Annotated in this window: 5 protein-coding genes; 1 reads left to right on the top strand and 4 read right to left on the bottom strand. The window is 73.9% G+C overall.

The genetic code is table 11. From position 1 onward, the window contains the following. The first annotated feature begins 84 nt into the window (after positions 1 to 84). Positions 85 to 291 carry an ArsR family transcriptional regulator gene (locus OHS18_RS03715; protein ID WP_328615920.1) on the top strand — a complete coding sequence of 69 codons (207 nt, stop codon included), beginning with the start codon at positions 85 to 87 and terminating at the stop codon, positions 289 to 291. Here the strand turns inward: OHS18_RS03715 and OHS18_RS03720 are convergent. The 4 genes from OHS18_RS03720 to OHS18_RS03735 form a co-directional block, all read right to left on the bottom strand. Beyond that, a complete protein-coding gene (locus tag OHS18_RS03720; RefSeq protein ID WP_328615921.1) occupies positions 281 to 1,153 on the bottom strand; it encodes a TauD/TfdA dioxygenase family protein in 873 nt (290 codons plus the stop codon). The genes OHS18_RS03715 and OHS18_RS03720 overlap by 11 nt on opposite strands. Positions 1,154 to 1,185: 32 nt before the next feature. Beyond that, on the bottom strand, positions 1,186 to 10,098 hold the full coding sequence (locus OHS18_RS03725; protein ID WP_328615922.1) for an AMP-binding protein: 8,913 nt from the start codon (positions 10,096 to 10,098) through the stop codon (positions 1,186 to 1,188). Then, the gene (locus OHS18_RS03730; RefSeq protein WP_328615923.1) at positions 10,095 to 13,907 is read right to left on the bottom strand and encodes a non-ribosomal peptide synthetase; all 3,813 of its coding nucleotides are present in this window, start codon (positions 13,905 to 13,907) and stop codon (positions 10,095 to 10,097) included. Before OHS18_RS03730 ends, OHS18_RS03725 begins: the two co-directional genes overlap by 4 nt. Positions 13,908 to 14,142: 235 nt before the next feature. Beyond that, a complete protein-coding gene (locus tag OHS18_RS03735) occupies positions 14,143 to 14,844 on the bottom strand; it encodes a S1 family peptidase (protein ID WP_328456064.1) in 702 nt (233 codons plus the stop codon). Positions 14,845 to 14,952 lie beyond the last annotated feature (108 nt).

The raw sequence follows: 14,952 nt of genomic DNA on the forward strand, positions 1-14,952 counted from the left end.
CGGGAACACCGAGTGCGTCGCGCGCCGGGCACGGCAGGACCGGGGCCATGAGGATCCCTGATGGGATCGCGACGGTAGGGAACGGTGCTCGGCGAGCGGGAACACGCCGTCTCCGGACTGCTGCCGCGGATCGGGGTCGGGCCGGCGAACACGTCCCAGCACCTCGCCGTGCTCCGCCGGGCCGGGCTGGTGACGACCCGCAAGGTGGCTCCGCCGTCCACTGTGGACATCGGCGGTCCCGGAACCCGGCGGCGCGCGGCCGGCGGGTTCCGGGAGAGCGTCACCCCTTGAGCGGGCCGCCGTTGATCGCGATCCGCTGCCCGTACCGGGAGTGCGGGTAGTAGTCGTAGGTCGCGTGGTGCTGGACGCAGCGGTTGTCCCAGAACACCAGCGTGTTCGGCTCCCAGCGCACCCGGCAGGCCAGCATCGGCCGGTTCGGCACGAACGAGAACAGCAGGTCGAGCACCGCACGGCTCTCGTCGGCCGAGAGCTGCGGGATGTGCGAGGTGTAGGCCGGGTTGACGTAGAGCAGCTTCCGGTCGGTCTCCGGGTGCCGCACGACCAGCGGGTGCTCGCTGCACGGCGGGGTGTAGTTCGGCGGGATCGGGTGGCCGCGGAAGGCGAGCGAGCCGTCGTGGACCGCGGTGAGCCCGTCGAGCAGCGACTTCATCGCCGGCGAGAGCATGTCGTAGGCCAGGTACATGTTGGCGAACAGCGTGTCGCCGCCGCTGCCGGCCTCCGGGATCTCCGTGATGTGGAGCATCGACCCCAGCGACGGCTCGGCGTCGGCGGTGCCGTCGGCGTGCCAGCCGTTGCCGAACACGTTCGCCGCCTCGGCGCTGGTCGCGACCTCCAGGATGTACGGGTCGCCGTTCTCCGGCGGCGGGTTCACCGGGCGCAGCTCGCCGAAGCTCGCGGCCAGCCGCTTGTGGTCCTCGGCCGTGATGACCTGGTCCCGGAACACCAGCACCTGGTGGTCCAGGAACGCGGTCTTCAGCTCGGCGAGCTGCTCTTCGGTCAGCTCCGTCCCGAGGTCGAGGCCGCTGACCTCGGCTCCGATCACCGGGGTCAGCCCCCGCACCGACAACGTCCGGTAGTCCCGCGCCGGGCGCGTCGTGATCGCCTTGACGGCGTCGAGTTCGTACTGCTCCATGGTTTCCTTCCTCCGGGGTCTCCGAGGTCCTGCTACCCGGCGCCCTGCGTGATCGCGTCGGCCACGGCGGCGGCGTGCGGCGCGCGCACGATGCCGTAGTGCGTGGCGGGCAGCTGCCGCCAGTGGCTGGGGTCGGGCAGGATCGTGTGCCAGCCGTCCGGGTCGGCGGCGGGCGGCAGGCCGGGTTCGGGCTCGGCGGCGATCCAGACGTGGCTGGGGGTCGTCGCGAGCTTCGGCAGTTCGTGGCCGGCCATGCTGCGCAGGTTCGCACGGCAGGCGCGGGCGAGCCGGCGCGCGTGCTCGCCGGCGGTGCCCCCGGACGCGCCGAGCTCACGCTCGAACACGGCTTCCAGGCGGGGTTCGTCGTAGTCCTCGAAGGACGCACCCGGGGCGGGCGGGTCGATCAGGTGCAGCGCCCGCACCGGACGTCCGCTCAGCTCGGCCTCGGCGGCCATGCCGGTCGCGACCCACGCGCCGAACGACCAGCCCGCGAGCTGCGTGCGCCACCCGCTGCCGGGGAACCGGGCCTGCAGTGCGGCGTGGTAGCGGCGGGCGCGCTCGGCGACCGGCCAGCCCGGCGGTTCCGGCCGGTTCAGCGCCGGATCGGCGATGACGCAGACGGTGAGCTCCGGGCTGAGCGCCGCGACCAGCGGGCGGTACGCGTGGACGTCCCCGCCGACCGGGTGCACCAGGCACACGACGTCGCGGCCGGTGCCTTCCCGCCACACCTGGACGGCGACGTCCTCGGGGCCGGCGGCCTCCGACAGCCGGGCCAGGAGGCCGGTGAGCGTCACCTCGGGGCCGAGCCAGGCCAGCTCGAGGTCGACGCCGAAGAGCCGTTTCACCGAGTCGACGACGTCCAGCAGCATCAGCGAGTCGGCGCCGAGGTCGTAGAGCGGGACGTCCGGGTCCAGCTCGGCGACGCCGAGCAGCGCGCGCACCTCCTCCGCCAGCTCTCCGGCGGGGTCGTCCTGCGGGGCGGTGGTGGTGGCGATCGGTTCGCGCTCGTGGAAGCCGCGGGCGTCGGCGAGATCGGTCGTCGAAACCAGCAGCTGCGGGAGCCCGGTGCCGAGGGCCCGGGCGAAGACGCGTTTGCCTTCTTCGGCGGTCATCCCGACCGCGAGGTGGGCCTGGTGGCGGGCGTCGGTCCGCAGGGCGCCGACGGCCATACCGGTGTCGCGCCAGACGTCCCAGCCGATGACCATCCGGACGGTGGGCGCGTCCGGGGCGTGGTGGGCGAGGGCGTCGAGGAAGCCGTTGGCGGCGGCGTAGTCGAGCTGGCCGGTGCCGCCGAACTGCGCGGAGAGCGACGAGCAGTAGACGGCGATGGCGGGCCGGTGGCGCTCGATGAGCCGTTCCATGAGGAGCGCGCCGGCGAGCTTGGCTTCTTCGCTCCGCACCCCGGTTTCCCGGGTGGCGATCAGGCCACCCGCCGCGACCCCGGCGGCGTGGACGATCCCGGCCAGCGGTGTGTCGATCCGGAGGTCGCCGGTGGTGAGGTCGGCTTCGAGGAGGTCGACTCGGCCGGCCCACGGCTCGAGCGCCGCGGGCAGGCGCGGGGTGCGGGCGGCCAGCACGACCCGGCCGGCGGTTCTGGTGAGCAGGACCTCGGCGACGGCGGTGCCGATGCCGCCGGTGCCGCCGAGCACGAGGTACGTGCCGTCGCTCAGGTGCTGGTCGGCGGGCGTCACCGGGGAAGTGCTTTGCTCCCACCAGAAACCGTGGCGGAGGGCGACCCGGGCGGGCGGGGTGGGGCCGGTGAGGAGCCCCGCGAGCGCGGCGTCCCAGGCGCTGGCGACGTCGACCCAGTGCCCGGGCACACCGGTTTCTTGCGGCCCGACGGCGGTGACCCCGGCGAGCAACCCGGCTTCGGGCCGGGTGACGTCGGTGTTCGCCGGCGCGGCGCCGGCCGAGAGCCACCAGGTCCTGAGGTGGCGGGTCCCCGCGGCGCGCAGGAGCGCGGCGGGGGTGTCGAGGCACGCCCAGCGCGCGTGGGCGAGGGAGGTGTCGCCGACCGGGCCGGTGATGCCGAGGGGGAGGGTGTGCAGCCAGTCGATCCCGGTGCCCGTGCCGAGGTCGGCGAGGACCTTGTTCAGGTCGCCGGAGTTCGCGAGGTCGGCTTCGAAGAGATCCGGGGATCTCCGGGCGAAGGACTTCGCGGAGCGCACCCGGACGACCCGGGTGTAGGCGGCGTCGAGGGCGGGGGTTTCCAGGGGGCCGTCGCTGGAGATGACGAGTACGCGGTTCGAGCGGGCCTGCGCGGGAGTGGCGCGCCGCAGCCGAACCCAGGTGGGCTGGTGAAGCCATGCGGCTTCGGGCAGCCGCTGGACGGCGGGCTTGCGCGGGAAGTCGAAGTCCTCGCGAGCGAAGGCGGGCGGCGGAAAGTCCCACGGCGCGGGAGAGGCGGGCACACCCCAGCCGACGGCTTCGCCACGCAACCACGCGGCCGCGAGATCGGCGGGTTCATCGCTCGGCGGGGAGACCCGACCCGACGCGCCCGAGGCCGGTGCGACGGCGCCGGACTCACCGGCGGCGGTTGCCTGGTTCGCGGAGGTCGGTTCGTGCGGTTCGGCGGGGGCGCTTGCGGTCGTTCGGTTCGTGGGGGTCGGTTCGGCGGGGGTGCCTGTGGTCGTTCGGTTTGTGGAGGTCGGTTCGTGCGGCTCGGTGGGAGTGTCTGTGGTTGCCTGGTTCGCGGAGGTCGGTTCGTGGGGTTCGGCGGGGGCGCTTGAGGCCGGCCCGTTCGCGGAGGTCGGCTCACGCGGCTCGGCAGGGGTGCCGGCCGAGCCGGGCGTGGTCGTTCGCGGCGGCTTTTCCTGCTGGGCGGCGGTGTCGGCCGGGGCACCCGCGGTTGCCGGCACTCCTTCTCGCTGCTCGGTGGCGGTTGCGGCCGGTGCGCCTGCGGTGGCAAGCGGCGCGGCCGCCGGTGTGACCTCCTGCGGTTCGGCCGTGCGCAGCCACCTCACCGCGGCGGCCGCGTCGTCGCACGGCGCTGCCATTCTCCAGCGGTACTCCGGGCGGCCCGTCTGCAGGTGACGCATCACGTCCACAAAGGACTCCGGGTGCGTCTCCAGGTACTCCGCGATCCGCCGGGCGTCCTCGCGCAACGCCGGTTCGCTGCCGGCGGACAGCACGACCACCGGCGCGGGGGCCGGGCGCGACACGGCAGCCGAGTCCGACTCCAGGATCACGTGGGCGTTCGTTCCACCGATGCCGAAGCTGCTCACCCCGGCCACCCTCGGGCCGGCCGGCCACGGTTCCGCGGCCGTCGGCACCCGGAACGCGCCCAGGTCCAGCGCCGGGTTGGGCGCGTGGAAGTCCACCGTCGGCGGGATCAGTCCATGGTGGACGGACAGCGTCGCGCGGATCAGGCCGACGACGCCGGCCGCCGCGCCCAGGTGGCCGATCTGGCTCTTCACCGACGACAACGCGCACTCCGCCGCCGGATCCAGCGCCTGCCGCAGCGCCGCGACCTCGATCGGGTCGCCGAGGCGGGTGCCCGTGCCGTGGGTTTCCACGTACCCGACCGACGTCCGTCCGGCTCGGCGCAGGGCCGCCCGGATCACCTCGCGCTGCCCGGCCGGCGACGGAGCCGTGTAGCCCTGTTTCACCGCGCCGTCGTTGTTGATCGCCGAGCCCGTGATCACCGCGTACACCGTGTCGCCGTCGCGACGCGCGTGGCTCAGCGGCTTCAGCACCACGACGCCGGCGCCGCTCGCGCCGACCGTGCCGCCCGCGTCGTCGCTGAACGGGCGGCAGTGGCCGTCCGCCGAGAAGATGTGCTGCGGCCGGTAGCGATAGCCCTCGGCCAGGGTGACGTCGATGAGCACGCCGCCCGCCAGCATCACGTCCGCCTCGCCCGTGCGCAGCAGCCCGGCCGCCTGGTGCACCGCGACCAGCGAGCTCGAGCACGCCGTCTGCGTGGTCAGCGCCGGCCCGGTGAGGTTCAGGTGGTACGCCGCCTTCGTCGCGAGGAAGTCCTTCTCGTGGTGCAGGGCCAGCTGGAACCCGTCCGGCAGCGCGGCCGGGTCGCCTTCGCGCAGCAGCGACTGGAAGTACGTGTCCTCGCCGCACCCGGCGATCAGCCCGACGCGCTCGCCCGACGTGATCCCGGCGTGGGCCAGCGCCTCGACGCAGCTCATCAGCAGGTGCCGTTGCTGCGGGTCCATCAGCGCGGCGTCGCGGCGGCTGATCCCGAAGTGCTCCGGGTCGAACGCCAGCGGGCCGTCCAGGATGCTGCGCGCCCCGACCAGGCCGTCTTCCGCCTCGAAGTGCTCGATCCCGCGGCCACCGGACCGCACCAGGTCCCAGAACGCGGCCAGATCGGCCGCGCCGGGGACCCGCAGGGCCATGCCGATCACGGCGATCGGCTCGTCGGCGGCCACCTCGCCGGAAGCGGCGGAAGCCGAATCCGCCGCACCGGACAGGAGCCGCGCCAGATCGCGGACCGTGACGTGCTCGAACAGGTCCGCCGCGGTGAACCGCAAGCCCTCCTCGGCGCAGCGCAGGTGGAACCGCATCAGCCCGAGGCTCGTGGCGCCCGCCGCGAAGAACGTCTCGTCCGGCCCGATCGGCGCCCCCGTCACCTCTTCGAACAGCTCCGCGAGCTGCCGCGAGACGCCCGTCAGCCCGGACCGGGAACCCCGGTGCAGCTCCTCGCCGGGTGTCCGCAGCGCGGCTTCCCGGTCGAGCTTGCCGCTCGGCGTCCGCGGCAGGGCCGGGACGACGCGGAAGCGGTCGACCCGCGCGTGCGGCGGCAGCAGCGGCTCGAGGTGCGCTGACAGCTCGACGGCCGACGGCGTCCGGCGGCATTCGAGGCAGGCCAGCAAACTTTCGCCGTCGCGCGCCACCACGGCGTTGACGACGTCGGGGTGCCGCAGCAGCGCGGCCTCGACCTGCCCCAGCTCCAGCCGGTAGCCGCTCACCTTGACCTGGTGGTCGGCCCGGCCGTCGAAGTGCAGGAGCCCGTCGCGATCGAAGTGCGCGAGGTCACCGCTGCGGTAGTACAGCTCCGGAAGCTCGAGGAACTTCCCCGGGACGTCGCCGACGTAGCAGCGGGTCGTCATCAGCCCGCCGATCAGCAGCTCACCGATCTGCCCGGGTGGCAGCGGCGCACCCGAGGCGTCGGCGACGCGCAGCGCCGCGCCCGCCACCGGCCGGCCGATCGCCGGGCGCTCCGGCCAGGTCAGCGGGTCGCCGTCGAGCGTCAGCGCGCTGACGACGTGCGTCTCGGTCGGGCCGTAGTGGTTGTGCAGCCGCGCGCCGGGCAGGCCGGCGAACCAGCGGCGGATCGCGCCGGTGCAGACGAGCTGCTCGCCCGCGGTGATCACGTCGCGCAGCCGCGACGGGTGGATCCCCAGGCGGACGCCGTGTTCGGCGAGCAGCTGCAGCGCGACGTACGGCAGGAAGAGCCGCTCGATGCCGGCGGACTCCAGCTGCGCGAGCAGCGCCGGGACGTCGTGGCGCCACGACGGGCGGACCAGGTGCAGGCACCCGCCGCCGCACAGCGTCGTGAAGATCTCCTGGAACGACACGTCGAACGACAGCATCGAGAACTGCTGGGTCGCCGCGGCCGGCGCCGCCTGCCACCGCACGAGGTTCGCCATGGTGCGGTCCGGGACGCGGACGCCCTTGGGCACGCCGGTCGAGCCGGACGTGAACAGCGTGTAGAGCGGCCGGCCGACGTGCCGCGCCGGGACGTCCGGTGCCGGGCCGCCGGACAGCGTCACGAACCGCCGTTCGAGCTCGGTGTCGATCTCGTCGAACGCGGTGCCCGGGGCGAGCAGCACGCACGACGGCCCGACCTGGTCGAGCACCTGGCGCAGCAGCGCCGGCGGGTAGGCCGGATCCAGGGGCACGGCGGTGATGTTGAGCCGCGCCAGCGCGAGCAGCGCGACGACGTGCTCGGCGGACGGCTCGAAGTACAGCGCGACGTCGGTGGCGTCCTCGGGCAGCGCCGCGGCGAGCCGGGCGGCGTGCGCGTCCAGTTCGGCGTAGGTGATGGTGCCCAGCGCCGGGGCGTCCGGGGTCCGCGCGACCTGCCGCGCGAAGCCTTCCGCCACGGTTTCCCAGTCCAGCTGGGCCGGTGCGCCGCGACCGTGGTCGGGCAGGCTCCGCCGGTACGGTCCGGCCAGGTCGGCGAGGGTCGCCGGGCCCTCGTCGAGCAGGTCGAACGCCCGCGAGAACAGGTCGCCGAGCGCTTCGGCCTCCGCCTCGGTGAAGTGGCCTTCGGCGTACTCCCAGAGGCAGTCGAAGCCGTCCGGGCGCTCGACCACCGACATCGTCAGCGCGCACTTCGCCTCGGCCGCTTCGATCCACTGTGGACTGACGACGCAGCCGGGCAGGCTGAGGGCCCCGAAGTCGGTGTTCTCCAGCACGAACAGGTAGTCGAACGACGCGGCGACGTCGGCGAACGCGACGTCCTGCCGGTCGAGCACCGCGCCCGACGCCGCCCCGAGCCGCCGGAGCTGGCTCCGCAGGTCTTCGTCCGGTTCGACCGAAAGCGGGAGCAGCACGGTGTTGGCGAACATCCCGACGCTGTCCTCGAACTCCCGCACCGGCCGGTTCGCCACCGGCGCGGCGATCCGCGGGCCGGTCCGCCCGGTGACGCCGTAGAGGCTCCAGGCGAAGACGCCCAGCAGCAGCTGGAACCGCGTCAAGCCCAGCTCGGCGCACCACCGGTCGACGCGGTCGACGTCCACGGTGGTCAGCCGCAGCCGGCCGGCGAGTGACGCCGTGAGCGCCGGAGTGTCTTCGAGTCCACTGTGGAGCTTCAGGAGCTCGTCGCGCTGGGCGAGGTAGGCGGGGGAGGAGAACCACTCGGCCTGCCACCCGGCGAAGTCGAAGGGCGTCCGGGAAGCCGCCGGAGCCGCACCGGACAGCTCGCGGAACAATACGTTCAACGACCAGCCGTCGACCGCGATGTGGTGCACGGACAGCAGCAACCGCTCGCCGTCCCAGGCGGCCCGGAACAGCCGGGGAACGGCCAGGTCGAACGGTGCCGTGAAGAAGTCGGCACCGGCTTCGGTCCACGGGTCGTACGCCGGGCCGGCCACCTGGCGCAGGCCCTCGGCGGTCGCCTCGAACGCCGTCCGCAACGCGACGTGCCGCTCGACCAGGCCGCGCAAGCCGTGCCGGAGCGCCTCGACGTCCACCGGCCCGGTGATCCGGAAAGCCAGCGGCACGTGGTACGCCGTGGACGCCGGATTCCGGTGCTGCAGCAGCCACAGCCGTTGCTGCTCGCTCGTCGCGGGCGCCGACGTCGACCCCGCGGCCGGAGCGGGCACCGGGTACTGGGCCGTTCCGGCCGCGCCGATCACGGCCGCGAGATCGGCGAAAGTCCCCTGCCGCACCGCGGAGTGCGGGAGTTCGGTGCCCCACCGCTCCTGCACGGCGAACCGCAGCCGCAACGCCTTGAGCGAGTCGCCGCCGGAGGTGAGCCACGTGTCGCCGGGCCGCGGGTCGCGGGTCCCGAGCACGTCCGCCACCACGTCCAGGACCTCTTGCTGCCACGGGGTCGCGGGCTCGCCGGCCCGCGTGGGCCGCCACGGCGCCAGGCCGAGCGCCAGGAGCGCCGCCTCGTCGACCTTGCCGTTCGCGGTGTGGGGCAAGGCGTCGACGCGGAAGACGTGGTGCGGGCGCATGTAGGCCGGCACCGACGCGGTCAGGTGCGCGTCGAAGTCCTCGAACGACAGCTCCCCGGCCACGACGAACGCGAGCAGCTCGACCGGCCCGGCGCCGCGGTGCGCGACCACACAGGCCTGACCGACCGCCGGATGGCCGAGGAGCCGCCGTTCCAGCTCGCCCGGCTCGATCCGGAAGCCGCGCACCTTCACCTGCCGGTCCGTGCGCCCGACGTAGGCGAAGGAACCGTCCGGCAGCTCGCGGACCAGGTCGCCGGTCCGGTAGTACCGCTCGCCGTCGCGCTCGACGAACCGCTGCGCGGTTTCGCCCGGCAGGTTGCGGTAGCCCGCGGCGACCCCGGCGCCCGAGAGGTACAGCTCCTCGCCGACCACGATCGCGCCGGTGTCCGGCAGTGGCCGGCCGATCGGCACGATGTCGCCGTCGAAGTCGCGTGGAATGGGGTGGCTCAAGGCGAACGTCGTCGTCTCGGTCGGCCCGTAACCGTTGTGCAGCCGGGTGGTCGAGTCCGGGTTGGCGGCGTACCAGCGGCGGATCAGCGGCGCGTTGAGCTGCTCGCCGCCGATCAGGACCCGGGCCACGGTGGCGAAGCAGTCCGGCACCGTCTCGGCGACGGCGTTGAACAGCGAGGCCGTGACGAACATCGTGTCGACGCGCTCGCGGACCAGCGCGGCGGCGAACGCGCGCGGGTCCCGCACGGTCTCGTCGTCGAGTACCACGCAGGTGCCGCCGGTCAGCAGCGGCGGCCAGACCTCGAAGCTGATCGCGTCGAAGGCCGGGTTGGCCAGGCACGCGTACCGGGTGCCGGGCTCGAGCCAGGCCGGGTCGGCCAGCCGCAGGATTCCGGCGTCACGGACCTCGACGCCCTTGGGGCGCCCGGTCGTGCCGGAGGTGTAGAAGAGGAACGACGTCGCGGCGGCCGCGGCCGGTTCACCTGCGACGGCGGGCGCGGCCAGCAGCTCGGCCGGGGTGAGCGGCGGCAGGCCGGGCAGGCCGTCGTGGACGACGGCCACCGCGCCCGAGTCGGCGATCATGTGGTCCCGGCGCTCCGGCGGGCTCTGCCGGTCCAGCGGCACGACCCGGCCGCCGAGGCGCAGCACGCCGAGCATGACGAGCACCAGCTCCGCCGAGCGCGGCAGGCCCACGGCGACGGCGTCGCCGGGGCGGACACCACGGCGGGTCAACGACTCCGCGACGGCCGCGGCGCCGGCGTCCAGCTCGGCGTAGGTCAGTTCGCGGCCGCCGTCGGACACCGCGACGGCGTCCGGCGTCCGCAGGGCCCGCTCGTGGACGCGGCGGGCGATCATCGGGCCGCCAGTTCGGTCAGCTCGGCGGTGATCAGCCCGGCGACCTGCGGGAGCGCGTCGCTCTCCAGCATGTCCCAGTGCCCGCAGTCGGCCGGCTCGATCCGGAACTCGCCGGTCGCGCGGCGGCGCCAGAACTCGTCCGAGCCGGGGACGGTGTCCTCGCCGACGGCCTGCACGAACACCAGCCGCGCGGGCGACTCGCCGGGCTCGTGGTCGCGGGCGGTCAGCCGGTTGTGGTTGTACGTGCGGTGGTAGCGGTCGATCTGGGCGTCGTCGATGCCCGGGTACATCCCGTTGAACCGCACCAGCTTCTCCCGGAACTCGGACGCGGGCACCGGCTCGATCGCGGCGCGCGCGGCCGGGTCGTCGGTGGCGTTGGTGTCGAGCAGGACCACGCTGACGCGCGGGTGGCCGGCCAGCTGCCGGCCCATCTCGTGGGCGATGAGGCCGCCGTAGGACAGTCCACAGAGGACCAGTGACTCGTCCGGCCGGGGATCGAGGAGCCGAAGGTACTCCGTGGCCATCGCTTCGACGCTCGGCAGGACCTCTTCCCCGGGGTTGAGCCCGGGGGACTGGATGCCGACGACGCCGGCGTCGTCCGGCAGCAACCCGCTCAGCGGCAGGTAGCAGAACGCCGTCCCGCCCGCGGGGTGCACGCAGACGACGCGTTGCCGCCCGGCACCGCGGCGGAACTCGATCAGGCTGCCGCCGGCTGCCGGGCTGTCCGCGCGCAGCAGGGCGGCCTGGGCCTCGATGGTCGGGTGCACGATGACGTCGCGGATCGGCAGCTCGCGGCCGAACTCCTCGCCGACCGCGTGGGCCAGCTTGATGGCCGAGATCGACGTGCCGCCGACGTCGAAGAAGTCGTCCGAGATCCCGATCGCCGGGTGCAGCAGCAGGGACCGCCAGATCCGCAGCAGCGCCAGTTCGACGTGGTCGCGCGGCGCCGCGGTGTTGACGACGGCCGGCGCGGTGTCGCGGGCGTGCGCGAGCAGCGCGCCGCGGTCCAGCTTTCCGCTGCGGCCCAGGGGAAGCCGGTCGAACTCGGCGAACACCGACGGGATCATGTAGTCCGGCAGCCGCTCGGCCAGCGCGGCCCGCAACTCGTGCGGGGTCCGGCCGCCGCCGCCCGCGATCCCGGCGACGAGGCGGGGTTCGCCGGTGCGGTCGACCAGGACCGCGGCCTCGCGGACGCCGGGGACGGCCAGCAGCGCGGCCGTCACCTCGCCCGGTTCGATCCGGAACCCGCGCAGCTTGATCTGGTCGTCGCGGCGGCCGGCGTACTCGGCTTCGCCGTCGGCGAGCCAGCGGGCCAGGTCGCCGGTGCGGTACATCCGCTCGCCGGGCACGAACGGGTCGGGCACGAACTGCGCCGCGGTCAGGCCGGGCCGGTTCAGGTAACCCCGCGCGAGGCAGTCGCCGGCGAGGAAGACCTCACCCGCGACGCCCGGCGGGACCGGCCGCAGCCGCTCGTCCAGCAGGTACAGCCGCGAGCCGGGCAACGGCCGGCCGATCGGGGCCGGGCGGTCGAGAGGCCGCGGGTCGAAGTGGGCGGTCGCGTACAGCGTCGCCTCGGTCGGCCCGTACCCGAAGCAGACCCGCAGGCCGGGCAGGGTTTCCTCGAAGCGGGCCAACGCCGCCTCCGACAGCGGCTCGACGCCGGTCAGCAGCTGCCGCAGCGCAAGCCCGGCAAGGCGCGACAGGTCCTCGTCGATCCAGCGGACGTAGGCGGGCGGCAGGAACGCCTGGACGACGCGGTGTTCACGCAACCACTCCAGCAATGCCGCCGGGTCGGGCCGGACGTCTTCGGGCACCACGTGCAGCACCGCGCCGGTCGTCAGCGGGAGCAGCAGTTCGTGCACCGACGCGTCGAAGCCGATGCTGGACCACGCCGACGTCGGCTCGCCCGGCGTCGCGCCGAACCGGCCGAGCCACTGGTCGAACAGGGCCAGCACGCTGCCGTGGGTGACGGCGACGCCCTTCGGCCGCCCGGTCGAGCCGGACGTGTAGATCACGTAGGCCAGGTCCGCGCGCCCGGTCCGGACGACGGGCCGGGTGGTGGCGTGGCCTTCGGCCTCGACGGCCGTGACGGAAAGCCAGCCGTCGGGCCGGTCGAGCGCGTCGCTCAGGACGAGCGCCGGGCGCGCGTCCTCGACCATCGCCGCCAGCCGCGCGGGTGGCTGGGCGGGGTCGAGGGGCAGGTAGGCCGCGCCGGCTTCGAGGATCCCCAGCACGGCCACCACCAGCTCGGCCGAGCGTCCACTGTGGACGCCGACGACCTGGCCGGGCCGTACTCCGCGCGTGTGCAGGGCGTTCGCCAGCCGGGTGGCCCGCCGGTCCAGCTCGGCGTAGGTGACCGTCTTCCCGTCGCAGACCAGCGCGGGCGTGTCCGGGTGGGCGTCGGCCTCGCGCTCGAACCGCTCGACGAGCCCGCCGGGCAGCCGCCGCGGAGCCGGGCCGGTGCTCCAGCGCGTCAGGATCTCGTGGCGCTCGGTCTCGTCCAGCAGCTCGTAGCTCGCGACCTCGTCTTCCGGTCGCTCGGCGAGCTGCGTCAGCAGCCGGACGAGGTAGCGGGCGTACCGCTCGGCCGTTTCGTGGTCGAACAGGGCGACGGCGTAGTCGAGCTGCCCGGCGACGCCGCCGGCCTCGTCGCCCAGGGCCAGGGTCAGGTCGAACTTCGCCGGCGCGTACCGGTCGTCGATGGGCTCGACGTCGACGCCCGGCAGCGCCAGGACGCCGTGCTGCGTCGGCACCCAGGCGAAGCCGGTCTGGAACAACGGCGTGTGCGCCGGGCTGCGCGGCGGGTTCACCAGCTCGACCACCCGTTCCAGTGGCAGCTCGGCGTGGTCGATCGCGCCGCGCAGCGTCGCGCGGACCTGCTTGAGCAGGCCGGCGCCGGTGGGGGAGCCGGCGAAGTCGGTCCGCACCGGGAGGGTGTTGACGAAGAACCCGAGCACACCGGCGTTGCCACCGCCCTTGCCGCGGTTCAGGGCCGGCACGCCGACAACGATGTCAGCCTGTGCGGAAAGCCGGGACAGCAGCAGCGACCAGCCGGTCAGGATGGTGGAGAACAGGGTGACGCCGTGGGCGCGGGCCACGGCTTTCAACGCCGTCGTCACGTCGTCGCCGAGGCTGATCGGCACCCGGGCGCCGCGGTGGTCCTGCATTGCCGGGCGCGGCCGGTCGGTGGGCAGCTCCAGCAGGGGCGGCACGCCGTCGAGCCGGTCGCGCCAGTACGTCTCGTGCGGCGCCGGGCCCGGCCCGGCCAGCCAGTCCTGCTGCTCCCGGGCGTAGTCGCGGTACTGGCGCGGCTCGGGCAGCCCCGTGGGTTCGCCGCGCAGCAGCGCGCCGTAGAGGACACCCAGCTCCCGCAACAGGATCGTGCGCGACGCCCCGTCGAAGACGACGTGGTGGACGGTCATCAGCAGGATGTGGTGCTCGGGTCCCACGATGAGCAGCCGGGCCCGGGCCAGCGGGGCGCGGCCCAGGTCGAACGGCGTGAGCGGGTCGGTGCGCCGCAGCTCGTCGAGTTCCTCCGGCCGGCCGGTGACGTCGGTCACGGTGAGGGGGAGCCCGGCGTCCGCCGGCTCGACCACCTGTCCGGGGCGGCCCTCTTCGACGACGATCCGGGTCCGCAGCGACTCGTGCCGGGCGGCGAGCGCGTCGAGGGCCCGGGCCAGCACATCCCGGTCGAGCGGCCCCCGGAGGGCGAACGCCATGGCCTCGTTGTAGGCCGGGCCGGCGCCGTCGAGCTGGGACAACGTCCAGATCCGCTGCTGCGCGGACGACAGCGGGGCGGAAACCTGCATGTAGGTGCGGCCTTTCCGGACGGGACGGTGCGCACCGGGCCCGCGCGTGCGCCGCTGCATCCGTGGCCGGAAAACGCTGTCTGCCTGTCCGGATAGTTAACACCACACCATCGGGTGAACACGAGTTTTGTAGCAGGTTTGCCCGAACTTCCTCGGGTACCGGTGTGTTCGCTCGCCGAACCACGCAAAAGCGGCACTCCCCGGGGGAGAGTGCCGCTTTCGGCGCGGAGGGGGCTCAGACGCCCGCGGTGGTGGAGATCCAGTCGCGGTACTTCGTGATGTTGATGTAGGCGGTGTACGACTGGCGGTCACTGGTCGAGGCGACGCCGACCTGCTTGCCTCCCGCGTACATCGGGCCGCCCGAGTCGCCGCCCGCGGTGATGCCGTCGCCGCGGTTCGCGCAGACCGACGTGCCCGCCGCGCCGTCCGGGCAGTCGATCGAGGTGACGCTGACCTTCGCCACCTTCAGCAGCTGCGACTGGCACTCGATCTCCGGCTTGTCGGTGCAGGTCGCGCCCCAGCCGTAGACCTCGGCCTGGTCGCCGACCTTGACGTCGCCTTCGGAGCCCAGCGGCGCGTAGTCCGTCTGCACCTGCTGGTCGATCTGCACCAGCGCGATGTCCGAGTCCGGCGCCTCGTGCACCGACGTCGCGTTGACGGTGGTGCCCTTGGTCTGGTCCAGGTCGCCGACGTGGAAGCTGATCTGCTGGCCGTCCGCGCCCTGGGTGCAGTGGCGCGCGGTCAGGATCCAGTCCGGCGCGATGATCGTCGCCGAGCAGATCTCCTGGCCGCCCGCGAACATCCGGGCCGCCGCGTGGAGCGAGTCGGCGTTGCCGCCGTCGATGATGGCCGGCTGGGCGGCCAGGGACGGGGCGGCGGTCGCCAGGGCCGACAGCAGGATGCCGGAGACGAGAACGCCGGTTCGCGCACTACGCACTTTAGGATCAACCTCCATCCGCGGGCGGAGGCCTCGCGGTGACGGGTGGTCAAGGACCCACCTACCGTCACGGCTGTGAGTGAATCCCGGAACCCGACGATGGTCGGT

Source organism: Amycolatopsis sp. NBC_00355 (genome assembly GCF_036104975.1).
Classification (GTDB): Bacteria; Actinomycetota; Actinomycetes; order Mycobacteriales; family Pseudonocardiaceae; genus Amycolatopsis.